Here is a 26,619-nt window from a genome sequence, read left to right as displayed (position 1 = left end):
TGGTGCCAACGCCTCGCTATCCGCGATTCTGATGGGAAATGATGTATCCGGCCTTGGCCGATGCGCAAGCCGCCAGGCTAAATCAAGTCGCCCGGCATGTTCGCGACGAGACGAGAAGAGATATTTCCCATCAAATCGAGGCATCTGGAGAGGTGTATGAACCCCGGAATGACGCATTTCTCCGCCTCTCTGCGATGTTGTGATGTATTTTGATTATTTATGATGTTGACAGCCTTCCGGTCCTGCCGTCAATATCCCTCATGGGCTCGTGGAGGAAACATTGGGCCTGAGGGAGGAATTCCAATGTCTGATCTGATCCGCATCTCGCGGCGCCGGTTGCTGGCGTCCGGAGGAAAGGCAGCGGTGTTCGTAGCCGCTACAGGTATCGCGCCACAATTCATTCGTCCCGGCCGTGCTTATGCAGCCGACGCACTGGCGCCCGGCATGATCGGCGGGCCGACCGGCTTCGACGGCGCCGAGCGTTATCAATACGGTCCCGACACGCCGGAAGGCCGCGCCGTCGAGGCCGCCAAGGCGCTGAAGGGTGCCGGCAAGGCGCCGGCCAAGATCGTGCTTGGCCTGTCGGACGGCTCGATCGGCCAGCTCACCCAGCCTTTCCCGGCCGGCGCGCCGTCGATCAAGGAGCTCTGGGAGAAGGAAACCGGGATCCCGATCGAGATCGTCGGCCTGCCGAACGGTCAGGAATTCACCAAGACGATGCAGGACATCTCCACCAAGGGTGGGGCCTACGACATCTATTCGACCGAGTGGAACCGCCTTGGCGATCTCGCCGAGACCGGCGGCATCGCCAAGCTCGACGATTTCGTCGCCCAGTACAAGCCCGAATGGGACGATCCCAAGACGGGCTATGTCGACGGTGCCAAGGGTGTGTCGCTGCTCAACAAATATCGCGGCTCGAACTATGGCGTGTCGCTGGACGGCGATTTCCAGACCTGGGTCTACCGCGCCGACCTGTTCGGCGACGAAGCCGAGAAGAAGGCCTTCAAGGACAAATACGGCTACGATTTGGCGCCGCCGAAAACCTGGAAGCAGCACGGCGATATCGCTGCCTTTTTCCAACGCCCGGAAAAGGGCCTGTTCGGCTCCACCGATCTGCGCAACCAGGGCTGGGGCTACACCAACTGGTACCAGCGCTATGTCTCGATGGCCTCGCCCAACCAGTTCCTGTTCGGCGATGACGGCAAGCCGCTGATCAATTCTGAACACGGCATCGCGGCCACCAACGAATATGTCGAATCGCTTGCCCATCATTCGCCGGATGCGATCTCGTGGGGTTGGCCGGAGCAGTACGGCAATTTCGCCAAGGGCGGCGCGGCGATGACCTGCGCCTTTTCCAATCTGCCGAAATTCCTCGATAATGCCGGCAACAAGGACTCCAAGGTCACCGGCAAGATCGGCTCGATGCTGCCGCCCGGCCGCGAGATCGACGGCAAGCTGATCAGCCGCTCCGTGCTCTGGTTCTCGCTGACCGGCATGGTCTCGTCGCAGTCGAAGAACCAGGAGGTTGCCTATGTCCTTCTGCAATGGCTGGGTTCGGCCCGCATCTATGCCTGGATGAGCGCCAACCCCGGCGGCTATCTCGATCCGTTCCGGCTTTCGGACTTTTCCGATCCGCTGGTGCGCCAGACCTATCATGCCTACCACATGGACGTGGTGCGCGAGACGGTCGCCCGCACGGTGCCGACCATCAACTATCCGGGCGCCACCGCCTTTCACAACGCGCTGGACGAAAACCTCATGGCCTCGCTGACCAAGGCCAAGACATCGGAGCAGGCGATGGCCGATACGGAAGCCGAGTGGAAGAAGATCGCCCGGCGCATCGGCGAGGACAAATTGCTCGAAGCCATCAGGACCAACAAGGAGGCCTGGCCTACCGTTCTCGATCCGATCAGCTGATCCATCTCCCTGGATCACAGCCGGAGGGGAGGGGCGAAAGCTCTTCTCCTCCGCAACCGACGCCACCAGCAAAAGCAGCCAGATGAAGCGTTCCGTCCCCTTCGAGATATTCCGCTACGCCGCGATCCTCGCGGCGATGGCTGTCACGCTGGTGCCGATCCTGTGGATGGTCTCGATGGCCTTCAAGCCGATCGCAGAATGGTCGGCGACGGGTGCGGACCTGACATGGTGGCCGAAGAACCCGACGCTCAGCAATTTCCAGTTCGTGTTCGGCGAATCCACCAACAATCTGATCGTCGCGCTCGACCGCACAGCGCTGAAGCCGATCCTGTCGTCGCTTCTGTCGGCGGTGTTCGGCACCGCGATCGCCATGTCTGCCGGCACGGCCGCCGCCTACGGCTTGTCGCGCTTCGGCTCGGGCCAGAACCTGCCGCTGGCGTTGATCCAGCTCCGGCTGTTTCCGCCGATGGCTGTGATGATCCCCGTCATGATCATGTGGGCCTTCCTCAACTTCACCGACAGTTGGTGGGGGCTGGCGCTGATTTACGGCATCGTCACGCTGCCGTTCGCCTTCTGGCTGATGAAGACTTTCTTCGATGACATGCCGCGCGAGATCGAGGAAGCCGCCTTGGTCGAGGGCTGTTCGCGGCTGCGCGTCTTCACCCGCATCACGCTGCCTATGATGCGTGCTCCGCTGGCGAGCGCTGCCCTCTTCGTCTTCATCCTCAACTGGTCGGACTATCTGATCGCGTTGCTGCTGACGACGCGTGAATGGGTGACGATCCCGGTCTACATGGCCTCGCTGTCGTCCTCGATGACCGGACAGCTCTACGGCGCCAAGGCAGCGCTTGGGCTCATTGCCGCCGTGCCGCCGGTCATCATGGGCATCGCCATCCAGCGCCACCTGGTGCGTGGCCTGACTTTTGGAGCGCTGAAGCAATGAGCGCTCTGACGGCAACGATTTCGGAGGATGGGATGGGCGTGCGCGGCAGGCCGGCCCCGCGCGACGAGGGCACGCGGCTGGGCTTTCGCCTGACCTTGCCGGCGCAGATCCTCGTGCTGTTCATCTCGGCCTTTCCGCTCTTGATGCAGCTCTACATCAGCGTCACCGACTGGTCGCCGCTCTCGGGCCTCGGCTGGTGGAATGCGTGGGAGATGTGGAACGGCTTTGCCAACTACACCGATCTCGCGGCCGATGCGCGTTTCTGGAGCGCGCTGAAGCGCACGGTTATCGTCATGGTCGTCTGCGTGCCGGCGGAATTCCTGCTGGGCCTCGCGCTGGCGACGCTGTTCGCCGACGATTTTCCCGGCAAGCGCATTTTCTATTCGATCCTGCTGATGCCGATGATGGTGGTGCCGGCGGTGGCCGGCTACATGTTCTTCATGCTGTTCCAGTCGGGCGGCCCGGTGAACGATATCCTGTCGGCAATCACGGGCACGCAAGTCACCATCGCCTGGCTGTCGGACCCGACACTGGCGCTGATCGCGGTGATGATCGCCGACATCTGGCAGTGGACGCCGCTGATGTTTTTGATCCTGCTGGCCGGCCTGGTCGGCGTGCCGGAGGACCAGATCAAGGCGGCAACGCTGCTCGGCGCCAATCCCTGGCAGCGCTTTACCACCATCGTGCTGCCGAAGATGAAAACGATCATCGTCATCGCGCTGGCGATCCGGGTGATCGAGAACTTCAAGATCTTCGACACGCTCTACATCATGACCGGCGGCGGCCCCGGCGTCGCCACCGAGACGATCTCCGTCTACATCTACAAGGTCACCACGCAGGATCTGATCTGGGGCTATGTGGCCGCGATCGCGCTGGCGATCCTGGTGGTGCTCTCCATCGTCGCCGTCTTCGCCATGAAGCGCATGGCGCGGGCAAGACAGGTGCCGGCATGAGCACGATCCAGCTGCGCAACCTCACCAAGACATTCGGCGACTTCACGGCGCTGAAGACGATGGACCTCGACATATCAGACGGCGAGTTCATGGCGCTGCTTGGGCCGTCCGGCTGCGGCAAGTCGACGACGATGAACATGATCGCCGGCATGGAAGAGCCGACCAGCGGCAAGATACTGTTCGGCGAACGCGACATGGCCGGCGTGCCGATGGGCCGGCGCGGCGTCGGCTTCGTCTTCCAGAACTATGCCATCTTCACCCATTTGACCGTGCGCCAGAACCTGGCCTACGGGCCGAGGATGCGGGGCGCCGCCAAGGTAGAGATCGACCGCCGCGTCGGCGCTATCGCCGAGCTGCTGCAACTGACGCCGCTGCTCGACCGCAAGGCCGACCGGCTGTCGGTCAACATATTGCAGCGCGTGGCGATCGGCCGGTCCGCGATCATGGAGCCGGCGATCTTCCTGCTCGATGAGCCGCTGTCCAATGTCGACGCGGCCTTCCGGGCGGTCATGCGCACAGAGCTGAAACAACTGCAGCGCCAGTTCAGGCAGACCATGGTCTACGTCACCCACGACCAGTTGGAAGCCATGACCATGGCCGACCGCATCGCCGTCATGGATCACGGCGTGCTGCAGCAGATCGGCACGCCGCTCGAGGTCTACAACAATCCGGCCAATGTCTTCGTCGCTCGCTTCATCGGCGCGCCGGGCATGAACCTGCTCAAGGGCCGGCCTGCGGAGAGCGATCGCGGGTTGGTCGTCGACCTCGGGCCGGTGGGCATCACGCAGCCTTTGCCGGATGAGCTGGCGGCCGTCTTGCGTGGCGCCCGCGGCGAGGTGCTCTACGGCTTCCGGCCGGAAGAGGTGGCCTTGGCGCACGATGGGCGAGGGCTGGCCATGCCGGTCACCTTCGTCGAGCGCATCGGCGCGCGCACCATCGTTCATCTCGGTCAGGACGATGGCGCCGTGAAAGCGGTGTTCGACAATGATGTCGGGTTGTCAATCGGACAAACCGCGGTCGTTGCGCCCACGGCGGCGTCGGTGCGGGTCTTCGACGCCGCCAGCGGCCTTGCGATGAGGGCGGGTTGAGCCATGGCCGACATCGTCTTCCGCAATGTCACGAAACGCTACGGCACGACACTCGCAGTGGATGACGCCTCGTTCACCGTCAACGACAACGAGTTCTTTTGCTTCTTCGGGCCGCCGCTGTCGGGCAAGTCGACGATCCTGCGCCTGGTGCTCGGGCTGGAGACCCCGGACGCCGGAGAAATCCTCATCGGCGGCAAGCCGGTCAACACGGTGTCGCCGGCCGAGCGCAACGTCGCCATGGTGTTCCAGAACCTGGCGCTGTTCCCGCATATGAGCGCGCTCGACAATATCCGTTTTCCGCTGGTCGAGCGCCGGGTCGCCGAGCTCGATATCAAGAAGCGCGTCGCCGATGTCGCGGCCAAGCTGCATATCGGCCATATCCTGCACAAGCCGCCGGCGCAGCTTTCGGGCGGCGAGCGGCAGCGCGTGGCGATCGCGCGGGCGCTGGTGCGCGACCCCAATGCCTATCTAATGGACGATCCGATCTCGGCGCTCGATGCGCGGCTACGCGAGGAAACGCGCGTCGAGCTGAAGCGCATCCAGCGCGATCTCGGCAAGACGCTGATCTATGTCACCCATGACCAGGAAGAGGCGATGTCGATCGCCGACCGCATCGCCATCCTGGACAATGGCAGGATCCGGCAGATCGGCGCCCCGGCCGAGATCTATGACCGTCCGGCCAACACCTATGTGGCGCGGCTGCTCGGGTCGCCTGTCATGAACATCCTGAAATCAGCGCGCGGCGAGGGCGGCGTCGAGGCGGCCGAAGGCGTGATCCGCATCGCCGACAAGACGGCTCCCGCCGATGCCGTCGAGATCGGACTCAGGCCGGAAGATATCAAGGTCAAGCCGTGGGTGAATGGCGGCTCGGGCCGCCCGGCGCGGGTGTTCGAGGTCGAGCCGCTTGGCGGCTACACCGTGGTGACGCTCGCCGCCGGACAGGCGCGGCTGAAGGCTTTGCTGCGCGGCCAGCCAGACATCAGGCCCGACGCGATGGTGGCGATATCCTGCGAGCCGGCCCGCGTGCATTATTTCGGACAGGGCGGAGGCGCGTTGGCAAGATGAATGCGGCCGCGAGGACAGAATTTCGGGAGGAAGGCATGACAGGCAAGGGCTTCGAGCCGGACGTGAAGGTCCGCACGAAGGAATACAGGATCGGTTGCGTCGGCGCCGGCATGATCATGGCCGAGTGCCATCTGGCCGCCTACAAGGAAGCCGGATTTCCGGTCGTGGCGATCGCTTCGCGCACCAAGGCGAATGCGCAAAAGGTCGCCGACCGTTGGAGCATCCCGACCGTCCACGACACGCCGGAACAGCTGATCGAGGACGCAAATGTCGAGATTATCGACCTCGCCTTTCCGCCCGACCAGCAGCCGGCGCTGATCCGCCATGCGCTGAAACAGAAGCACATCAAGGCGATCCTGGCGCAGAAGCCTCTGGCGCTGTCGGTCGAGGAAGCCGTCAAGCTGCGCGACGAGGCGGCGAAGGCCGGCAAGATCCTCTCGGTCAACCAGAACATGCGCTACGACCAGTCGATGCGCGTGTTGAAGCAGATCATCGACAGCGGCGCGCTGGGCGACATCGTCTTCGCGCAGATCGACATGCATGCCATCCCGCACTGGCAGACCTTCCTTCAGTGCTACGATCGGCTGACGCTCGCCAATATGAGCGTGCATCACCTCGATGTGCTGCGCTTCCTGTTCGGCGATCCCGACGAGATCACGACGCTGACGCGCAAGGATCCGCGCACGACATTCGACCATTCGGACGGGATCACGGTATCGACGCTGCGTTTCCCCACAGGCGTGCTCGCCGTGTCGCTGGAGGACGTATGGTCGGGTCCGCGCCAGGAGGGCTATCGCGACGACCAGCACATCAACTGGCGCGTCGACGGCACCAAGGGCGTCGCCAAGGGCACGATCGGCTGGCCGACGGGTGCCGCCTCGACGCTGACATACGCCTCGGCCAAGACGACCGGCGGCGAATGGGTCAGCCCAAGCTGGGAGACGATGTGGTTCCCGCACGCCTTCATCGGCGTCATGGAGCAGTTGCAGCACTCGGTGAAGACCGGCACGCCGCCGGCGCTCACCGTCGCCGACAACGTCAAGACCATGGCGCTGGTCGAGGCGGGCTATCGCTCCATTGCTTCCGGCCGCACGGTCAAGCTCTCCGAAATCTCCACAAACTGAATCAACTGAATCGCTTACAGGGAGGAATTCACATCATGATGCAGGCAGGTATTTTCACGGGCTATTTCCCCTACGGCCTCGAAGAGACGGCGAAGAAGATCCGCGGGCTCGGTTTCAACACGGTGCAGCTCGACCTGCATTTCAGGGATGTCGACCTGTCGGCCGGACAGATCACCAAGGACAAGGCCAAGAAGGTGCGCGACGTCTTCCGCGACCACAACCTGCCGGTCTGCTGCGTGTCGGGCTACACCAACATCATCCATCCTGACAAAACCGAGCGCGACAAGCGCGTCGGCTATCTCAAGGAGATCATCCGCAACGCGCGCGCGTTCGGCTCGCCTTACGTGATTTCGGAAACCGGCACCTACAACACCGAATCCGACTGGGTGCATCACCCCAAGAACAAGACCGAGGAAGGATTCGAGGAGTGCCGCAAGGTGATCGCCGATCTCGCCCAGACGGCTTACGACCACGGTGCGGTCTTCCTGCTCGAAACCTATGTCAACAACGTCGTCGGCTCGGTCGAGGAGACGGTGAAGATGTTCGCGCAGGTCGATCATCCCGGTCTCGGCCTGCTGATGGACCCGACCAACTATTTCGAGACCCACAACATCGACCGGATGGACCAGATCCTGAACCAGGTGTTCGACACGCTGACCGACAAGATCAAGATCGCGCACGCCAAGGATGTGAAGCGCTCGGGCGACGACAAGTCGGAGAAGCATGCCGACATCGGCGATGCCGACGCGATGGAAAGTCACACTTTCCGCGGCGTTGGCGAAATCGAACTGCCGGCGCCCGGCCTCGGTTCGCTGAACTACGACCTCTACCTCCAGCGGCTGGCCGAAAAGCATCCGAACATCCCGGTCATCATCGAGCATCTGTCGGAGGACGACGTGCCGCGCGCCAAGACATTCCTCGATGGGAAGTTCCGCGCCAACGGCCTGTGACTGCCGGCCGCGCTGCCGGTGCATTGGCGGCGCGGCTTCAAAAAAGGGAGGAAAGAATGCTGAAATTCGCTTGGAAATTGGCGGCCGCCGCGACACTGCTCGCCGGCATCGCCCTTGGCACGACTGCGCAGGCGCAGGACGGCCAGAAGACCTTCTATCTCTTGTCGCATGGCGGCCCGTCGGATGCGTTCTGGATCGACTGGAACGCCGGCGCGACCAACGCCTGCGACCAGCTCAAGGTGACCTGCAAGATCTCCTTCAGCGGCGGCGACATGGCGGCGCAGAAGGAGGCCTTCAACTCGGCGCTCGCCGCCAAGCCCGACGGCATCGCCACGACGTCGGCGCAGCCCGGCCTGTGGACCGAAGAGGTGAAAGCGGCAAAGGCGGCTGGGATCCCGATCGTGTTCTTCAACACCGACGATCCGGCGACAGGACGGCAGGCCTATGTCGGGGCCGACCTCAAGGAAGCCGGCGTCATCTGGGCCAAATACCTTGTCGACCACAAGATGGTGAAGCAGGGCGACAAGGTCTTCCTGCCGGTCGAGGTTCCCGGCGCCAGCTACCAGCAGCTCGAGACCGAGGGCATTGCCAGCGTTTTCGATCCTTTGGGGATCAAATATGACGTGGTCGATTGCGGCACCGATCCGGCCGGCATCATCGCCAAGATGACCGACTACATGGTCGCCAACAATCCGCCGGCGATCATTGCGCTCGGCGATTCCGTGGCGGCCAGCGTCAAGCGCGTGTTCGACGGCGCCGGTGTGCCGGCGGGCAAGATCCCCGTCGTCGGCTGGGGCAATTCCAAGGAGACGGCGCAAGCCGTCAAGGATGGCTTCGTCAACGCCGCCGCCTGGCAGTACCCTTCGGCGCAGGGCTTCATGCCGGTGGCGCTGCTCGGGCTCGCCGCCTCGGGCGAACCGATCGGCTACGACATTCACACTTTCGGTCTCTACGACGCCTCCAGCGTCGAGCCGATCCTGAAACTCTACGACAAGAAGTGAGAACCAGCGCCCGCTGCGAAGGTGGCGGGCGTTTTTTCAAGCATGGTCCAAGCCGTCATGACAATTGCCGCAGAAGACGACGCGCCGCGGGCGAAAGGCAGATCGCGCCTGATGCGCTCGCCGCAATTCTCCTCCTTCGTCATCCTCATCATTTTGCTGGCGGTGTTCGCTGTCGCCGACGCCAACTTCCTGTCGCCGCTCAACATCTCGAACATGATGGCGTTCCTGCCCGAACTCGGCATCATCGCGCTCGGCATGACATTGCTTTTGACGGCAGGCGAATTCGACCTTTCCGTCGGCGCGGTGTTTGGACTGGCGCCGGTGGTGGTTATGCTGCTGGTGCAGAATGGCGGGGTGGATATCGGTGTCGCGCTTCTGGCCGGACTAGCACTCTGCATCGCGATCGGCGCGATCAACGGGCTGATCGTCACCAAGATCGGCATCTCGTCCTTCCTGGTGACGCTGTCGATGCTGCTCGTCGTACGCGGGGCAGCGCTTTACATCACGCAAGGCTTTCCGCTGAAATCCTGGGACCAGCCTGGGTTCTTCGTGACGCTGCTCGCCGGCAGCTTCAACATCGGCTCGTTCCGCTTCTACACCTCGCTCTGGTGGTTCATCGGCCTCTCGCTGTTTGCCATCTATATCCTGCGCTACGCCAAGCTCGGCAATTGGATCAGTGCGATCGGTTCTAATCGCAACGCGGCAGTGGCGCGCGGCGTGCCGGCCGACACCGTCAAGATCTGGCTGTTCATCGCGACCTCGGTGCTGGCCGGCCTTGCCGGCATGATCAGCGCCTTCCGCATCTCCGCCGCCTCGCCGGTGGCCGGCACCGGCTACGAGCTGGAGGTGATCGCCATGGTGGTGGTCGGGGGCACGGCGCTGACCGGGGGGCGCGGCACCATCCTCGGTACCATTGTCGGCGCGGTGATGCTGCGTGCGATCCGCAACGGCATCGTGCTGATCGGCGTGCCGGGGCTCGCCTACAACATCTTTGTCGGCCTCATCATCCTCGCCATGCTCATCCTGCACGCTTTGCTGCAGAAGAACGCCGCAAGGAGCTGACGATGATGCAAGAAGTACTTCGGCTGCAGAACCTGCAAAAGTCCTTCGGCAGCGTGCGCGCGCTGAAGAATGCCTCACTGACACTGCGGGAAGGCGAGGTGGTAGCGCTGCTTGGCGATAATGGTGCCGGCAAATCGACGCTGATCAAGGCGATCTCGGGTGTGTTTCCGGTCGATCGCGGCGACATTTATGTGCGTGGCGAGAAGGTCTCGATCCGTTCGACCAGGGATGCGATGGATCTCGGCATCGAGACCATCCACCAGGACACCTCGCTGGCGCCGGACCTCAGCATTGCGCGCAATCTTTTCCTCGGCCGCGAGCCGGTCAGTTTCGGCTGGCTCGGCGTGTTCGCGCCGCTCGATCTCGTGAAGCTGCGCAAGGCCGCTTCCGAACTGCTCAAGCGCGTCGGCATCTCGAAAAAGCTCGACGCGGACGCGCTGGTGAGCACACTTTCGGGCGGCGAACGTCAGTCGATCGCCATCTCGCGCGCCATGCAGTTCGCCGCCAAGGTGATCATCCTCGACGAGCCGACCAACAATCTGGGCGTCGAGGAAACCCACGGCGTGCTTCGCTTCGTCAAGGAGGTGCGCGACGCCGGCCATTCCGTGCTGCTCATCACCCACAATATCCACCACGTGTTCCAAGTCGCCGACCGCATCGTCGTCATGCGGCGGGGCGAGATCGTCGCCGAACAGACGGTCGCCGACACCGATCTGCTGACCGTGGAAAGCATCATCACCGGCGCCGACATGTCGGCCTTGCTCAAGGAGGCGAGGGCAAAGTGAAGGACGTCGGATGGTAGAGCTTTACGGCAAAACACTGTCGCGCCGGCAAGTGGCCGAGCGGTCAGGCCAGCTGTCGCAATTCGCCGGCGTGCGCCTGATGACGCTCGGCGACGGTGTGGAGCGCGGCATCCGCATGCTCGAATTCCGCACCGGCTCGGGCCTGCGCTTCACCGCACTCGTCGACCGGGCGCTCGACATCGCCGATTGCGACTATAGGGGGCAGGCGATCGGCTGGCATTCGCCGAGCGGTTTTCGCAACCCCGGCCTGCATGAGTATGAAGGGGAAGGGGGGCTGGCCTGGGCGCGCTCTTTCTCCGGCCTGCTCGTCACCTGCGGGCTCGATCATATTCTGGGCCGCGAGGACGTGCCGGCCGACAACTACAACTACCCGGGCAGGAAGACGGTGCTCCATTCGCTGCATGGCCGTGTCGGTACGATCCCGGCGCGGCTGACCGGCTATGGCGAGCGTTGGGACGGCGACCGCTGCGTGCTGTGGGCCGAAGGCATCGTCCAGCAGTCGGCGGTTTTTGGCGAGGATTTGCATCTTATCCGCCGCATCGAGGCCGATGTCGGTGGCAACGAGATCCGGCTTTCCGACCATGTCGTCAATCACGGCTTCAACCGCACGCCGCATATGTATTTCTACCACGTCAATGTCAGCCATCCCCTGCTGGACGAGGGCTCGCGCTATCTGGCGCCGATCCGCGACGTTGTCTGGGCCGGTCATGCCGGAGAACACTACGAGGCGCAGAAGGCCGGCTACCGCACGGCGCCAGCGCCGCAGATGGGTTTCAGCGAGCAGGTTTGGCAGCACGAAATGGACGCTGACGGAAAGGGCGAAGTGCCGGTCGCGGTGGTCAACGACCGGCTCGGTCTCGGCTTCGAACTGGTGACGTGCAAGCACCAGTTGCCCTGCGCTTATCAATGGCAGAATTTCCAGGCCGGGCAGTACGCGCTGGGAATAGAGCCTTCGACCCACCATGTGCTGGGCGATCTCGCCGCGCGCGAGCGCGGCGAGATGATCTGGCTGGAGCATGGCGAAAGCCGGGCCTATGACGCGGTGTTCCGGGTCCTCGATGGCGCCTGTGAGATCGCAGCGGCCGAAGCCAGGATCGCTGCTATCGCCCGACAGCCCGAGCAGGATTATCCTCAGCCTTCCGGAAACTTTCCAAGACTGGCCGGCAGGGCATGAGCGCGACACTTATCCAAAGCAAGCCCTCCGGCCGGCGGACCGGATTGCCAGCGGTGCGCGACGATTGGAGGTCAGTGTGACGACGATGGCAAAAAAGCGCGACTATAGCCTTGTCGGCGAAAGCACCAGGGCGGCGATCGAGACCGGTCTTGCCTCGGCCGAGTGGTATCACACCGACGTCTCGCGCAAGGCGATCAAGGAACTGATGCAGCGTTCCGATGGGCCGGCGATCCGCGACACCATCATCTGGATTGTCGCGATCCTGGGTTCGGCCGCCGGTATCGTTTGGTTCTGGGGTTCGTGGTGGATGGTGCCGTTCCTGTTCGTCTACGGCGTGCTCTACGGCTCGTCGAGCGACTCGCGCTGGCACGAGTGCGGCCATGGCACGGCCTTCCGCACGCGCTGGATGAACGATGTCGTTTATCACATCGCCTCGTTCATGCTGATGCGCAATCCCGTGCAATGGCGCTGGAGCCATGCCCGGCACCACACTGACACCATCATCGTCGGGCGCGATGCCGAGATCGCCGTCATGCGTCCGCCGGACCTGTTGAAGGCCGCGCTTGCCTTCACCGGAATTCTCGATTTCCGCTATTCGCTGCCGACGCTGTTGCGCCAGGCCTTCGGCACGCTGTCGGACGAGGAGAAGAGCTATATTCCCGAGATGGAACAGCATAAGGCCGTGGTCGCCGCCCGCTGGCATGTCGCGATCTACGTCGCGACGATCGCCCTCGCGATCGCGCTGAGGTCATGGATACCGCTGGTGCTGATCGGCGTGCCGCGCCTTTACGGCACCTGGCACATGGTGATGACCGGCCTGCTGCAGCATATCGGCTTGGCCGACAATGTCGTCGACCACCGGCTCAACACCCGCACGGTCCACATGAACCCGATCAGCCGGTTCATCTACTGGAACATGAACTACCATGTGGAGCACCACATGTTCCCGTTGGTGCCGTATCATGCACTGCCGAGACTGCATGAACTGATCAAGCATGATCTGCCCGAGCCGAACCCGTCGATTTGGCATGCCTACCGCGAGGTCTGGCCGGTTCTGCTCAGGCAGCTGAAATATGAGGATTACTACCTCAAGCGCGAATTGCCGCCGACGGCCAGGCCCTATCGCGGCGAGTTCCACGAGGTCGATATGTCGGCGGCGGCCGAATAGCGATCGCGAATGGTTGCAGGAGATTGAGATGGCGGATTGGGTAGAGGCGTGCGCGGTGGACGATGTCGAGGAAGAGGATGTCATCCGCTTCGACCATGATGGGCGGACCTTCGCGATCTATCGCTCCCCGGACGACGAATTCTTCGCCACCGATGGTTTTTGCACGCATGAAAAGGCGCATCTGGCCGATGGGCTGGTGATGGACGACATCATCGAATGCCCCAAGCACAATGGCCGCTTCAACTACAAGACTGGCCAGGCCAAGGGCGCACCGGTCTGTGTCAACCTCGCGACCTATCCGGTGAAGGTCGAGGCCGGTAAGGTGATGATCCAGATCTGAAGCGGATCAACCGATCGGCATCGCGATGGTAACCAACAGAGGGACGTTTCAATGAGCCGAAAGAGACCGACCGTCGCCGATTTGCGCGCCATGAAGGGCAAGCGGCAGCTGACCATGCTGCGCGTGCTGACACTGGACGAGGCGGAAGCCGCCGAACGGGCAGGGGTCGACATTGTCTCGGTGCCTCCCGAACTGGTGCTCAACCCGCAATACCGCGACGCGGCACCCAGCCTGTTCACCATGCCGGGCGACAATTTCTTCGAAATCGGCACCGCGGATGATTTCGTCCGCTGGGCCTTCCGGCTCTATAAGGCAAGCGCCGACGCGGTCTATTGCAGCGCGGGCTACGCAACCATCAAGCGGATGGCGGACGATGCCATTCCCGTCATCGGCCATGTCGGCCTCATTCCTTCCCGCGCGACCTGGACCGGCGGTTTCAAGGCGGTCGGCAAGTCCGCCGACACGGCGATGCAGGTCTTCGAGGCGGTGCAGCAACTGGAGGCGGCCGGCGCCATCGGTGCCGAGATCGAGGTCGTCCCGGTCGAGGTCGCCAAGGCGATCTCGGAGCGCACCTCGCTGATCATGCTGTCGATGGGCGCGGGCACGGGCTGCGATGCGCAATATCTGTTCGCCGACGACATCCTTGGCCAGAACAGGGGCCACATGCCCCGCCACTCCAAGGTCTATCGCAACTTCGCCGCCGAGTATGACCGGCTGCAGGCGGAGCGGGTGGCGGCGTTCTCCGAATATATCGCCGACGTCAACAGCGGCGCCTATCCCGAGGACAGGCACATCGTGCACATGGACCCCGCCGAGCTAGGCCTGTTCCTTGACAAGGTCGGCCGGAGATAAGGCCGGCTGCCACGCATTGCCGGCAAGTGCGGCGTGGAGTGCTTCCGCATCGACGCCGAGCGGCCGGTCATCCTTCAGCGTCAGAACGAGCGCGCGTATCGCCATGTGGACAGCCGATGTGCGTGGGGCCAGCGTCAACCCTTCACGCAGATCGATTGCCTGCGCCGCTGCCATCAGTTCGAAAGCGATCAGCCGGCGCCACAGTGCGATCATATCAGCGCATTTCGATATCGCCAGCGGCGTCTGCGTGGCGTGGTCCTCGACGCCTTCCGAAACCGGGAGAAAATCGAGCATCACCGGATTGGCCTTATGGCGGATGGCGGCCAGGATCGACGTCACCGTCTTTTGTAGCGGCACGAAACCGGCCGAAGCGCCTCCGACTGGCGACAGATATTTCGGCAAGCCGTTGCGGCCCCAGCCGGTGAGCTGGATGAAGCGGGCGGCACTTGCAGCGGCGCATTGCGCGATTGCGAGGCCTAGTGTCTCGAAGGCAAGCGCCAGCGCCGCCGTGTGGAAATTACCGGTCGACAGCACCAGCTCGTCGTCGCTCAGAACCAGCGGGTTGTCGGCGGCGGCATTGAGTTCGATCTCGACGGCGCGTCTTGCCTGACCGATCGCCTCGATCAGCGCGCCGTGAATCGAGGGCATGCAGCGGATCGACAGCGAGTCCTGTATGGTGGTGGGCGCCGGCGCTTCGTCGCGGGCGAGAAGATCGTGCAGCGCCTTGGCGGCTTCCTGCTGGCCTGCGGCCGACCTAGCCATGTGCAGGCGGGGATCGAGGACGGTGCGGTTGGCGCCGATCCCTTCCATGGTCAACGCGCCGGCCTGCTGCTGCTGGGCCAGAGCCGACAGCGCGTCGGTGACCACAAGTGCGCCGCCGCCGGCGGATACGGCGGACGCGTTGATCAGCGACAGCCCATCCTTGGGCGCCAGGCCGATAGGGCCGAGGCGGGCCATCATCAGCGCCTTGACTGCCGGCATGCGCCTTCCCTGATACTCGGCTTCGCCTTCGCCGATCAGCAGGCGCGCGATCGCGGTCATCAGCACCAGGTCGCCGGCGCCGATCGAGCCCAGCGACGGCATAACCGGATGGACCCCGGCATTGAGCGTATCGACCAAAGCGACAAAGACTGACGGCGAAAGGCCGGACCCGCCGGCCGACAGCATTGTCAGGCGGGCAAGCATGGTTGCCCGCACGGCCTCGACCGGCAGCGCTTCACCGACCGCGCCGCTGCGGCCTTCCAGCAACCGGCGCTGGAAGGCGCTGGCGTCACCCTCGACCGATGTGCCGAGATTGGCGCCGAGCCCGGTGTTCAGGCCGTAAATCTGTTGGCCGGAGGCAGCGGCCTGGTCGAGCACCTTTCGCGCCTTCTCCAGCCTGCCGATGACATCGGGTCCGATTTCCACCTTACGCGCTTCGCGGGCGACGGCGGCGACATCGCCGACACTGACGCCAGCCCCGGTGAGGAGGAGCGCGCTCATGCGAAGCGCAACCTTTGGCCGATGCTTTGCGCCTGTGCCTTGGCCAGCATCGCCTTGCCGAGCGCAATGTCGGACAATGACAGGCCGCGATGCCAGAACAGGATTGTTTCGTCGTCACTCTGCCGTCCCGGCTTGAGACCGGCCGCGATCTGGCCGAGTTCGGCATGCAGCGTGTTTTCGCTCAGCCGTCCGGTCTCGACATGCGCACGCAGCGCGCCGAACTTGCCGCCCTTGCACTGGCCCCAATCGTCGACCACCATCTTCTGCATGATGTCGGTCAGCGACAGCTCCACCGCGCTCATCGTGCCATAGGGCACGACCAAGGCGGCCGGCTTGATCCATTCTGTCTTCAGCAGCGGTTGCGGCTCGGGCAGCCGCGACGCTTCGACGACGATGTCGGCACCTTCGACGCAGCTTTGCCAATCGGCCACCGCTTTGACCGGCTTGCCGAGGTCGGCGGAGAGTTTGGCGGCAAAGCCGTCGCGGCTTTCCGGTCGGCGCGAATGGACGCGGATTTCGTCGAAATCGAAGAGATGGTCGAGCAGGCGCACGTTCCAGTAGGCGGTGCCGCGCGCGCCGATATGGGCGAGCACCTTCGAGTTCTTGCGCGCCAGGTGTTTGGCGCCGATGGCGGTGACGGCGCCGGTGCGCATGTCGGTTATGACGGTGGCGTCGAGGATGGCGCGTGGCGTGCCGGTGCGCGGATCGAATAGATTGAGGATACCGAATTCAGAGGGCAGGCCGTGCAGATAGTTGTCGACATAGTCGCCGACGATCTTCACGCCGGCCGCGTCGAGCGGCGCCACGTAGCCGCGCAAGACATTGAAATGGCCATGGAAGGACGGGTCGGGTTCGAGGTGGACACGCGGCTCGATCACGGTCTGGCCCTTACCTTGCGCAACGAGCCCGGCCTCGACCGCGCCGATGATTTCACCATCAGTCATGGCAAGGGCTTCGATGTCCAGGGCATTGAGATAGTCGATATAGATGGGCTTCATGAGCACGCTGTTCCTCGGCCACCCCGCTCATCCATAACAGGCCGCGACGCGACACGAAAGTTTGTTGGCTCTTGTCTGGACGCCGTCGGCCAAATGCTGTTCAAAGCGGTCCGTCATGACTGCCGTTTCCGAGACCGAAGCTTCAGCCGACCCAGCCAGGAATTCGCGGCGTGTGGCGCTGATCGTCGCCATCGCCTTCTTCATGCAACTGCTGGACTCGACGATCATCTCGACCTCGCTGCCGCAGATGGGGGAATCGTTCGGCGTGCCGGCGGTGGCGATGAGCATCGGCATTACCGTCTACATGCTGACCATGGCGGTGTTCGTGCCGCTGTCGGGCTGGCTCGCCGATCGGTTCGGTGCACGGAACATCTTCCTCGTCGCGATCGCGCTGTTCACGCTGGCGTCGCTCGCCTGCGGTTTTTCGCAGACCCTGACCGAATTCGTCATTGCCCGTGCCGTGCAAGGCCTGGGCAGCGCTTTGATGACGCCGGTCGGCCGCATCCTGGTGCTGCGCAACGCGTCGAAATCCGAATTGCTCAACGCCACGGCGCTGATCACCTGGCCGGCGCTGTTCGCGCCTGTCGTCGGGCCGGTGCTTGGTGGCTTCATCACCACTTACCTCTCTTGGCACTGGAATTTCTTCATCAACATCCCGCTCGGCATTGTCGGGCTGGCGCTGGTCGCCCGCTTCATCCCGGGTGACCGTGAAGCCGATCCCAAGCCGCTCGACTGGCCGGGTTTTTTCCTGACGTCGCTGGGGCTCGCCTGCCTGCTCTATGGTCTCGAGCGCATCGCGCATCCGGAGGATGGCGCCTTGCCGACGGTGGGGCTGATCGCGGCGGGGATCGTCGTCGGCTGGGTAGCAGTGCGGCATCTCCGTCGCGCGCCGCATCCGCTGCTCGACCTTTCCTCGTTCAAGGTGCTGACCTTCGCCATCTCGACGCTCGCCGCCGGCACCATCTTCCGGGTGGCGATCAACGCCACGCCGTTCCTGTTGCCGCTTCTGTTCCAGGTCGGCTTCGGGCTCAGCCCCGTGGATGCCGGTATGATGATCCTGGCCTATTTTCTCGGCAATCTCGGCATGAAGACGGTGACGACGCCGACGTTGCGCCGTTTCGGCTTTCGCTCGGTGATGGTCTTCAAAGGCATCATCGCGTCCGCATCGATCATGGCTTGCGCGGCGATCTCGCCGCAGACGCCGCAAGCGCTGGTGGTGGCGCTGATGCTGATTGCCGGCCTGACGCGCTCGATGCAGTTCACCGCGCTCAACACGCTGGCCTTCGCCGATATCGCCGCCGGGCAGCGCAGCTCAGCGGCGACCTTGTCCTCGATGCTACAGCAGGTCGCGATGCTGTTCGGCGTCGCGGTGGCGGCGGCGATCCTCAACCTGTCGCAGATCGCGAGAGGCCGGCCGGCGCTCGATCTCGTCGATTTTCGAGCAGCCTTCCTGGTGATCGGCGTCATCGGACTGGTTTCGTCGTTCCGCTTCCTGGTGTTGCCGAAGACCGCCGGCGCCGAGGTCTCGGGCCATATTGCCTGAAACTGAAATCGAATTTTCCCGCCGATCGCAGGGTTAAATTCCGTCTTCGCCTTTCGGCTTGGTGCTGTGTATCCGCAGGCGCGGACAATGACGCAAACAATTGCCAAAAGTGCAGGAGTTTCCGGGCATTGCGCCAGATTCGGCAATCAATGCGTCCACTTTGCGAATCTCGCCGCCAGCCCGCGTTTTGAACGCGGATTCATTTGACGAAGCGGCGCTCGGCCGATTAGCTTTCTCTCCAAGGGGTGGCTGCGCTGCCAGCGGGGTGAATGCAGACAATGAACATGGCTGGCTGGCTGAACTTCAGGAGCCTGAACCAGGAAGGCATCGTCTTTGCCATAGCCGTCGTGCTGTTCGTTGCCGCGGCTATTGGCCTGCCTGGCTTCATCGATCCCAACAATCTCGTCGCCATCGTCCGCTCGGTCTCGGTGCTGGGTATTCTGGCGCTAGGCATGGCGGTCGTCATCATCGGCCGCGGCATTGACCTGTCGGCGGTGGCGATCATGGCCATGTCGGTCGCCTGGTACCTGCAACTGCTCAACACCGGGACCTCGGATGGGCTGGCCTTCGCCTATGTGCTGGCCGGCGTGCTCGCCATCGGACTGCTCAACGGCTTTCTCGTCGCCTATGCCGATGTGCCGGCGATCTTCGTCACGCTGGCGACCGGCTCCTTCGTCTTCGGCTATGTCCGTTCGCAATTGATCACCCAGGACGCGGTGCCGGTGCCGCAGGGCCATTGGGTGGAACTGCTAGGCGGCCTGCGCTTCCTCGACGTCCCGATCGAGGTGTTCGTCTTCGCGGGGCTCGCCTTCCTGTTCTTCCTGTTCCTGCGCTACACCAAATGGGGCCGCTATATCTATTTCGCCGGCGACAATCCGGTCGCGGCGCGCAACATCGGCATTCCGGTGCGGCCAATGCTGGTGCTGCGCTATGTGCTCTCCGCTTTCGTGGCACTGGTCGCCGGCCTGCTGACAGCGGCCAGCCTGCATTCGATCAATACGCGTGTCGTCAATTCGACGCTGCTTTACGACATCGTGCTGGTGGCGGTGATCGGCGGTATCGGCCTGTCGGGCGGACGGGGCGGGGTGCGCAACGTGCTGGTCGGGGCGGCACTGATCGGCATCCTGCTCAATGCCATGACCATCATCGACATTCCGCTGCTCTACCAGAACCTGATCAAGGCGGCGATCCTGCTCGGCGCCATCATCGTCGACGGGATCATCAATCCGCGTGACGAACAGACCGCGCAGCAGGGCGACATTTAGAGCAGATGGGCTAGCCCATCTTGCTCGGGGTACCCGGTGCGATCGGGACGATCCGCCGGCAATGAAAACCGAACCAGAGGATGAGACATGAAACTGATCAGAACACTCATGGCGGCGGCCACGGCGCTTGCCGTTACCGCCTTCGTGGCGCCGACCTTCGCCGCTGACGATCCGGGCCCCGCTGCCTATGCACAAGCGCTGAAAGGCAAGCGCGTCATGCTGGTGCCGCTGGCGATGGGCTTCGACCTGGCGCAGGGCTGGGCGCATTATCTGAAGAAGGAAGTCGAGGCCTGGGGCGGCACGTTCGAGACGCGCGATCCGAACTGGGTGGTCGATGCCGGCGCGCAGGCGATCACCGACGCGATCTCGTCCGACACCAGACCCGATGTGCTGATCATCCATGCGCCGGACCTCAATTCCTATTCCAAGCTGATGAAGAAGGCGCAGGCCGCCGGCACCTATGTGATCCTCGTCGACAACCCGGCCAACTTCCCGGCCGACGCCTTTGTCGGCAGCGACTGGGATCGGCTCGGCCAGCTCGAAGCCGAAGCCGCGATCAAGGGCTGCGGCGAGAACTCGTCCAAGAAGATCGGACTGGTGCAGGGCGACCAGGCCAACTCTTCCAGCCTCTACCAGTATGCCGGCATCATGAAGGTGCTGGACAAACACCCCGACTTCAAGGTCGTGGCCAAGCCCGACTCCAACTGGGATGCGACGACCTCGCGCAACGTGACGACGACCATGCTGCAGCAGAACCCGGACATCTGTTCGATCATCGATTTCTGGGATGGTGACGCGACCGGCGCATCCGCCGCGATCCGTGACGCCAAGCTCGACGGCAAGGTGTTTTTGGTCACCACCGGCGGCGGCGAAAAGGCGGCCGATTGCGACAAGCTGCAGGACGGTACTTACGGTGCTGTCGTCATGACAGAACTTGCCCGGCAGTCGGGCGACATGAACGCCATCATCAAATTCCTGCTGCAGAGCGGCCAGCCGGCCGGCACCTCGCACACCTACATCTACACGCTGGAGAAGGCGACGACCAAGGCCGACCTCAAGCCCGACAGCTGCTGGGACCTGAAGGCGCTGCAGGCGGAAGTGACGGCGAAGTAGGCGGGCCTTTTTCGATGCGCTAATGGCGGTCGCTTCTTCCGACGTTGGTGCTGCCCCTCATCCGGCTGCCGGCACCTTCTCCCCGTATAGGGACGGGGAGAAGGGATTAGACGCAACGTTGGCGACCCCCTCTCCCCGTCCTTCACGGGGAGAGGGTAAGGGTGAGGGGCAGCGCAAACCTTGAATAATTGCCCTTCGGAAGCTGACCACATCTTTCTTTTTCTCTTGCAGCAGTGACCTGATGACTTTTCGCGAACGCCTGCAGTCCTGGCGCTACAATCTCGTGCCCGACCATCTGGTCGGCGAGATCCTGACCAAGCGCTGGACCGACAACGCCATTCCCTTCCTGGCTTTGGTGGCGACGCTCGGCGTGTTCGGCTCGATCATTCCGGGCTTCTTCAAGCTGACCTCGCTGCAGGAATCGACCCGCCAGCTCGGCGAATTCTCGATGGTGGTCACCGGCATGACCGTGGTGATGCTGGGCGGCGGCATCGATCTGTCGGTCGGCTCGATCTTCGCGCTGTCCTGCTTTTCCGCGGTCTATGTCTTCTTCATCCTCGAACAATCGATCTGGCTGGCGCTTGCCGCCTCGCTCGCCACCGGCCTCGTCTTCGGCGCGATCAACGGCTACCTCGTCGGGTACCTGCGGCTGCGCGCCTTTCTCACCACGCTGGTCACCTTCATTTTTGGGCGGGCGCTGTTCGACATCCTCGTCACCACCTATGCCGCCGACGTGCAGCTTTCGACCGCTACGTCCGACGTGCTCGATTTCATCGGCGACAGCACTTTCTGGGGCCTGTCCGTCTCGGTGTGGTTGGCGATCATCCTGGCCATCGTCACCCATATCGCGCTGACACGCTCGCGGCCGGGCTGGCATGTGCTGGCGGTGGGCGGCTCCCGGCGCTCGGCGCACAATGCCGGCATCCGGGTGCGCCGCACCGTGTTCATGACCTATATCTTTTCCGGTTTCTGCGCCTCGATCGGCGGCTTTCTCATCGCCTGCCGCTTGAGCGGGGCGGGGCCAGGCACCGGCCTCAATCTCGAGATCATGGCGCTGACGGCGGCGGTGGTCGGCGGCGTCAGCCTCGGCGGCGGGCGCGGCTCGGTGATCAAGGGCCTGATGGGCGCCATCATCGTGCTGACCATGACCAATGGGCTGATCCGGCTTGGCTACGGCACCGGCACCAACCAGATGGTGCTCGGCATCATGCTTGCTGTGGCGGTGACCATCGACATCCGTTGGCTGAAGAACCGCCACAAAGTGCTGAACGAGGTCTATGTCGCGCCGGTCTATCTCAAGATGGGCGAAACACAGTCCGCGGTGCCGGGCTCGGGCACGCCTTACGCACTCGACAACCGGTTGTCGGCGGCGGACCATATCGGGCTTGGCGAGCTGGAGGGGCCGGAAGACGTCATCCTCGACCGCGACGACAATCTCTATTGCGGTACCCGCCATGGCGAGATCGTCCGCTTCTTCGCGCCGGACCATCTCAGGTCGGAAGTGTTCGCCCATATTGGCGGTTTTCCGCTTGGGCTGGCCTTCGACAAGTCGGGCAATCTGATCAGCTGTGTCGGCGCCATGGGGCTGTATTCGGTTTCGCCGGATCGGGAGGTGAAACGCCTGTCGGCGGAGACGTCGCGCTCCTGGACGTCGATCGTCGACGATGCACGGCTGCGCGATCCCAATGATTGCGATATCGCGCCGGACGGCCGCATCTATTTTACGGACTCGACCAAGCGCTATGACGCGCATGACTGGGCGCTGGACTCGATCGAAAACCGCGCTACCGGGCGACTGCTGGTCTACGACCCCAGGGATGGCTCGACGACGACGCTGCTTGATGGCTACCGCTACACCAATGGTGTCTGCATGGCGCATGACGGCAAGTCGCTGTTTTTCGCCGAAAGCTGGGCCTGCCGTGTGCACCGCTACTGGCTGGAAGGGCCGAAGGCCGGCACCGCCGAATGCGTCATCCGCGACATGCCGGGTTATCCCGACAACATCAATCGGGCATCGGACGGTAATTACTGGATGGCGTGGCTCGGCATGCGCACGCCGAGTTTCGACCTCTCGCTGCGCCACCCCGACATGCGCAAGCGCATGACGCGCCGGCTGCCGCAGGACGAATGGCTGTTCCCCAACATCAACACCGGCGGCGTGGTGAAATTCAACGAGAAGGGCGGCATCGTCGAGGCAATGGGCGATCTCTCTGGCGGCGCGCATCCGATGGTCACCTCGATGCGCGAACACAAGGGATGTCTGTTCGTCGGCGGCATCCTCAACAACCGCATCGGCCGCTACAAAATTGCCGGCGCCGATCCGAACTGGACCAGCCCCGATTCCTATTGGGGCGCGCAGCCATGATCCTAGATCCGATCCTGGATATGTTTCGCGGCAAGGCGGTGACCATCCCGCCGCTCGACGGTGCCTTCCGTCCCAACACACGGCTCGATGACGCGCCGGCGTTCGCCGAGCTGACCGAGCCGGACAATCTGCTGGTTGCCGATGGCCAGCTGCTGGCCTCCAGCGGCAACACCGTCTACGCGATTGCCGTTGGCGTGGAACCTGTCGTGATCGAGATCTTTCCGTCTCCCATCACGGCGCTGGCGCTGTCGCCTTCAGGCGAACTGACGGTGGGGCTGGAAAGCGGCAAGCTGTTGATCGCGGGCAGGGAGGTGTCCTTGGCGGCGGGGATCCACTGCATCACCGCGCTCGCCTATGCAGGAGACGGTGCGCTGTGGCTGGCCAATGGTTCGGCCGAATTCGCGCCGTCGCAATGGGCTGCCGATCTGATGAAGAAAGGCGCGTCCGGTTCGCTTTGGAAACGAGACGCCGCGGATCATGAGTTCCGCAAAGTGGCTGACGACATCGCCTTTCCCTACGGGCTTCACATCCTTGGCCGGGATGTGTTGGTCAGCGAAAGCTGGCGCCATCAGCTTGTCTGTTTCGATGCCGCGACCGGCAGCCGCTCGACTGTGTTGACGCATCTGCCCGGCTATCCCGCGCGGCTGTCGCCGGTCGGCGATGGCGGGGCGTGGCTGACCCTGTTCGCGCCACGCAACCGGCTGATCGAATTCGTACTGCAGGAAACGCACTATCGCCAGGACATGATCGACCAGGTACCGCCGGCCTACTGGATTGCCCCGGCGCTGGCATCCAACCGCAGTTTCCTCGAGCCGCTGCAATGTGGCGGCATCCGCACCATGGGCATTCACAAGCCGTGGTCGCCTAGCCGTTCCTACGGGCTGGTGGTCCGGCTCGACCGGGACATGCAGCCGCAATTCAGCCTGCACAGCCGCGCCAACGGCACGCGCCATGGCATCTGCAGCGTGGTGGAGGAAGGCGGCGAACTGTTCATCGCTTCCAGGGGCGGCGATTGCGTGCTGGCCGTCGACCTCGCCTCGGGAGGCTTCTGATGGAGCCGATCGTTCGCCTCGAGAATGTCACCAAGAATTACCGTGGCGTGCCAGCGGTCAAGAATGTCACCTTCGAGCTACGCAAGGGCGAAATCCATGCGCTTCTCGGCGAGAATGGCGCCGGCAAGTCGACGCTGACCAAGATCATTGCCGGGGTGGTCAACGCCACGTCGGGCAAGATGTTTCATAAGGGCCGGGAGATCGCCTACGCCTCACCGCATGCCGCGCTCGAGGCCGGCATCGCCATGGTGTTCCAGGAAACCAGCCTGGTGCCGTCGATGACGGTGGCGCAAAACCTCTATCTCGGTACCGAAAAATTCCTCAACCGGCTGCGCGGCACGTATATTTCAGCACAGCAGTTCCTGCAGTCGTTGAATTTTCCGGTCGATCCGAACGCCATGGTGGCGACGCTGGGTGCCGCCAAGCGGCAGATGGTCGAGATCGCGCGCGCCGTCCACCACAATGCCGAGATCATCATCTTCGACGAACCGACAGCGACGCTGACGCCGGAGGAGAAGCGGCATTTCTTCGCGCTGATCCGGCGGCTGAAGGCGAACGGTGTCTCGATCGTCTTCATCAGCCACGCGTTGGAAGAGGCATTGATGATCGCCGACCGCATCACCATCCTGCGCGACGGCGAACTGGTCATCACCGACGACACGTCGGCCTTCGACCGCGACAAGATCGTCGCCGCCATGGTCGGGCGCACGCTGTCGGGACAGATCTACCGCCAGCGCGACGAGGCCAGGCTGCGCACGCCCGGTAAGAAGGTGCTGTCGGTGCAGGATATCTCGATGAGCAATGTCGTGCGCAACAATTCCTTCTCGATCTTCGAAGGCCAGATCACCGGCGTGTTCGGGCTGATCGGCTCGGGGCGCACAGAAACCTTCAAGATCGTGTCGGGTATCTGCAAGCGCGATTTTCTGCGCGGTGGGGCGATCGAACTCGACGACAGGCCGGTGCGCTACCTCGTGCCGAGCGAAGCGGTGGCGGACGGCATCGTCTATGTCACCGAGGATCGCAAGAGCGAAGGCATCTTCGAGACGATGGGCGTTGCCGAAAACCTGTTCGGCGGGCTGCTGGCGGCGGGCCGCGAACAGGCCTGGGTGATCAACCAGCAGGAGATGCGCCAGCTTTCGGCGGAATGGACCAAGACGCTGAATATCAAGGCGATCAACGACAATGCCCGCGTCGTCGAGCTGTCCGGCGGCAACCAGCAGAAGGTGGTGATCGGCAAGGGGCTGGTGCAGCAGCCGCGTATCGTCATCTTCGACGAACCGACGCGCGGCGTCGATGTCGGCGCCATCGCCGAGATCCACCAGATCATCAACCGGCTGGCCGACGAGGGCCTGGCTGTGGTGGTCATCTCGTCCTATTTGCCGGAGATCATGAACCTGTCGGATCGCATTCTCGTGTGCCGGCAGGGGCGTATCGTCGAGGAGTTTTCGCCGGCGGAGGCGACGGAGGAGAAGATCATGTATGCGGCGGTGCATTAGGGTGTGTTGGAGGAATACCCGATATGTCTGACAACCCTTGCTGCAGGCTTCGGAGATTAGCCGACACGACGATCACTTCGTCATCCTGGGGCGAAGCAAGGAGCGAAGCGACGCGGCGCAGACCCCAGGATCCATGCCGCGACGTCAGAGCGACACAGCAGTGGAGAATTTTGCACCGTCGCACCCATTGGCCAAGGTCGCGGCATGGAGTCTAGGGTCTCCGCGACGGAGCTTCGCTCCTGCTTCGCCCTAGAATGACGAAGCTTGGGTCCGAGGCGCACCTTTAAAGGTTTCCGAGACACGCCAAAACCGAATCATCCGACGTGAGTGGCCGCCTTTACTCGTTATCCCCAACCCACCCATTCCAAACGAAAGGACCGCACCATGGCCACCACAAGACTCCTGAGCGATGCCGAGGTGGAAAAAATCCCGGCGGTGAAGGCGGTGTTCGACGATATTCGCGCCACGCGCAAATCGGATTTCGTCAACAATTTCTGGCGCGGGCTCGCCAATGATCCGGTGACGCTGAAGCGGATCTGGGGGCAGTTGAAGGTGGTGATGGTCGCCGACAGCGCCATCGACCCGCTGACCAAGGAAATGATCTACATCGCGGTGTCGACGGCCAATGGCTGTTCCTACTGCGTTCATTCGCACACGGCGGCGGCGCGGGCCAAGGGCATGACCGACGCGCAGCATGGCGAACTGGTGTCGATCATCGGTCTCGCTGGCCAGACCAACCATCTGGTCACGGCCATGCAGATTCCAGTCGATCCGCAATTCGAGGTGAAGAGCTAGGACGTAGTGACGATTTAACGGGTTGGGATTCCCAAGGAAGCGCAAATCAGATTCAACGCTGATTTTTGGA

Annotated in this window: 23 protein-coding genes; 21 read left to right on the top strand and 2 right to left on the bottom strand. The window is 63.1% G+C overall.

All coding sequences use genetic code 11. The annotated features are described in order from the left end of the window. The first annotated feature begins 303 nt into the window (after window positions 1–303). The 14 genes from LB536_RS13320 to LB536_RS13255 all read left to right on the top strand — a co-directional run bounded on the left by LB536_RS13320 (window position 304) and on the right by LB536_RS13255 (window position 14,440). Window positions 304–1,917 (top strand): extracellular solute-binding protein, encoded by a 1,614-nt coding sequence (locus tag LB536_RS13320; protein WP_224593001.1) that lies wholly within the window; start codon window positions 304–306, stop codon window positions 1,915–1,917. 82 nt (window positions 1,918–1,999) lie between these two features. Continuing rightward, complete coding sequence (locus LB536_RS13315; RefSeq protein ID WP_015317068.1) at window positions 2,000–2,860, top strand: carbohydrate ABC transporter permease; 861 nt, start codon at window positions 2,000–2,002, stop codon at window positions 2,858–2,860. Continuing rightward, window positions 2,857–3,813, top strand: a complete 957-nt coding sequence (locus tag LB536_RS13310; protein ID WP_140809774.1) for a carbohydrate ABC transporter permease — start codon at window positions 2,857–2,859, stop codon at window positions 3,811–3,813. The genes LB536_RS13315 and LB536_RS13310 overlap by 4 nt, the downstream gene beginning before the upstream one ends. Continuing rightward, the gene (locus LB536_RS13305) at window positions 3,810–4,901 is read left to right on the top strand and encodes an ABC transporter ATP-binding protein (RefSeq protein ID WP_224592998.1); all 1,092 of its coding nucleotides are present in this window, start codon (window positions 3,810–3,812) and stop codon (window positions 4,899–4,901) included. Before LB536_RS13310 ends, LB536_RS13305 begins: the two co-directional genes overlap by 4 nt. Before the next feature lie 3 nt (window positions 4,902–4,904). Continuing rightward, window positions 4,905–5,966, top strand: coding sequence for an ABC transporter ATP-binding protein (locus LB536_RS13300; RefSeq protein WP_224592994.1), 1,062 nt, complete (start codon window positions 4,905–4,907; stop codon window positions 5,964–5,966). Window positions 5,967–6,001: 35 nt separating this feature from the next. Then, window positions 6,002–7,090 carry a Gfo/Idh/MocA family protein gene (locus LB536_RS13295; RefSeq protein WP_224592991.1) on the top strand — a complete coding sequence of 363 codons (1,089 nt, stop codon included), beginning with the start codon at window positions 6,002–6,004 and terminating at the stop codon, window positions 7,088–7,090. Between the two features lie 35 nt (window positions 7,091–7,125). Further along, window positions 7,126–8,040, top strand: coding sequence for a sugar phosphate isomerase/epimerase family protein (locus LB536_RS13290; protein WP_224592988.1), 915 nt, complete (start codon window positions 7,126–7,128; stop codon window positions 8,038–8,040). Between the two features lie 56 nt (window positions 8,041–8,096). Then, window positions 8,097–9,041 (top strand): substrate-binding domain-containing protein, encoded by a 945-nt coding sequence (locus tag LB536_RS13285; protein WP_140809765.1) that lies wholly within the window; start codon window positions 8,097–8,099, stop codon window positions 9,039–9,041. A 57-nt stretch (window positions 9,042–9,098) separates the two neighbouring features. After that, the gene (locus tag LB536_RS13280; protein WP_224592985.1) at window positions 9,099–10,103 is read left to right on the top strand and encodes an ABC transporter permease; all 1,005 of its coding nucleotides are present in this window, start codon (window positions 9,099–9,101) and stop codon (window positions 10,101–10,103) included. Window positions 10,104–10,105: 2 nt separating this feature from the next. Further along, window positions 10,106–10,888, top strand: a complete 783-nt coding sequence (locus LB536_RS13275; RefSeq protein WP_224592981.1) for an ATP-binding cassette domain-containing protein — start codon at window positions 10,106–10,108, stop codon at window positions 10,886–10,888. Between the two features lie 10 nt (window positions 10,889–10,898). Beyond that, the gene (locus tag LB536_RS13270; RefSeq protein WP_224592978.1) at window positions 10,899–12,080 is read left to right on the top strand and encodes an aldose 1-epimerase family protein; all 1,182 of its coding nucleotides are present in this window, start codon (window positions 10,899–10,901) and stop codon (window positions 12,078–12,080) included. A gap of 85 nt (window positions 12,081–12,165) precedes the next feature. Next, the gene (locus tag LB536_RS13265) at window positions 12,166–13,248 is read left to right on the top strand and encodes a fatty acid desaturase family protein (protein ID WP_224593498.1); all 1,083 of its coding nucleotides are present in this window, start codon (window positions 12,166–12,168) and stop codon (window positions 13,246–13,248) included. A 28-nt stretch (window positions 13,249–13,276) separates the two neighbouring features. Then, on the top strand, window positions 13,277–13,588 hold the full coding sequence (locus LB536_RS13260; RefSeq protein WP_140759152.1) for a MocE family 2Fe-2S type ferredoxin: 312 nt from the start codon (window positions 13,277–13,279) through the stop codon (window positions 13,586–13,588). 51 nt (window positions 13,589–13,639) lie between these two features. Then, entirely contained in the window at window positions 13,640–14,440 is an 801-nt protein-coding gene (locus LB536_RS13255; protein WP_224592975.1) for a 3-methyl-2-oxobutanoate hydroxymethyltransferase, read from the top strand. On the opposite strand, the gene hutH is transcribed toward LB536_RS13255, so the two are convergent. Together hutH and LB536_RS13245 are read right to left on the bottom strand one after the other, a co-directional pair. Further along, window positions 14,405–15,922 carry a histidine ammonia-lyase gene (gene hutH / locus LB536_RS13250; RefSeq protein ID WP_224592972.1) on the bottom strand — a complete coding sequence of 506 codons (1,518 nt, stop codon included), beginning with the start codon at window positions 15,920–15,922 and terminating at the stop codon, window positions 14,405–14,407. The two genes, LB536_RS13255 and hutH, sit on opposite strands and share 36 nt — an antisense overlap. Further along, window positions 15,919–16,920, bottom strand: a complete 1,002-nt coding sequence (locus LB536_RS13245) for an ornithine cyclodeaminase family protein (RefSeq protein ID WP_224592970.1) — start codon at window positions 16,918–16,920, stop codon at window positions 15,919–15,921. Before LB536_RS13245 ends, hutH begins: the two co-directional genes overlap by 4 nt. A gap of 115 nt (window positions 16,921–17,035) precedes the next feature. Between LB536_RS13245 and LB536_RS13240 the strand changes: the two genes are divergently transcribed. From LB536_RS13240 to LB536_RS13210, 7 genes are all read left to right on the top strand, one after another. After that, entirely contained in the window at window positions 17,036–18,463 is a 1,428-nt protein-coding gene (locus LB536_RS13240; protein ID WP_224592967.1) for a DHA2 family efflux MFS transporter permease subunit, read from the top strand. 278 nt (window positions 18,464–18,741) lie between these two features. Next, on the top strand, window positions 18,742–19,728 hold the full coding sequence (locus LB536_RS13235; RefSeq protein WP_140812012.1) for an ABC transporter permease: 987 nt from the start codon (window positions 18,742–18,744) through the stop codon (window positions 19,726–19,728). An 87-nt stretch (window positions 19,729–19,815) separates the two neighbouring features. Continuing rightward, window positions 19,816–20,841: a sugar ABC transporter substrate-binding protein gene (locus LB536_RS13230; protein WP_224592964.1), complete on the top strand. Its 1,026-nt coding sequence runs from the start codon at window positions 19,816–19,818 to the stop codon at window positions 20,839–20,841. Window positions 20,842–21,082: 241 nt separating this feature from the next. Further along, a complete protein-coding gene (locus LB536_RS13225; protein WP_224592961.1) occupies window positions 21,083–23,206 on the top strand; it encodes an ABC transporter permease in 2,124 nt (707 codons plus the stop codon). Further along, window positions 23,203–24,258: a hypothetical protein gene (locus tag LB536_RS13220; protein WP_224592958.1), complete on the top strand. Its 1,056-nt coding sequence runs from the start codon at window positions 23,203–23,205 to the stop codon at window positions 24,256–24,258. Before LB536_RS13225 ends, LB536_RS13220 begins: the two co-directional genes overlap by 4 nt. After that, window positions 24,258–25,754, top strand: coding sequence for a sugar ABC transporter ATP-binding protein (locus LB536_RS13215; protein ID WP_224592955.1), 1,497 nt, complete (start codon window positions 24,258–24,260; stop codon window positions 25,752–25,754). The genes LB536_RS13220 and LB536_RS13215 overlap by 1 nt, the downstream gene beginning before the upstream one ends. 384 nt (window positions 25,755–26,138) lie before the next feature. After that, window positions 26,139–26,549: a carboxymuconolactone decarboxylase family protein gene (locus LB536_RS13210; protein WP_224592953.1), complete on the top strand. Its 411-nt coding sequence runs from the start codon at window positions 26,139–26,141 to the stop codon at window positions 26,547–26,549. The last annotated feature ends 70 nt before the right edge of the window (window positions 26,550–26,619 follow it).

Source organism: Mesorhizobium sp. ES1-3 (genome assembly GCF_020164795.1).
GTDB lineage: Bacteria > Pseudomonadota > Alphaproteobacteria > Rhizobiales > Rhizobiaceae > Mesorhizobium.
Note: the sequence above shows the minus strand (reverse complement) of the source record. Positions and strands in the feature narration are given on the sequence as shown.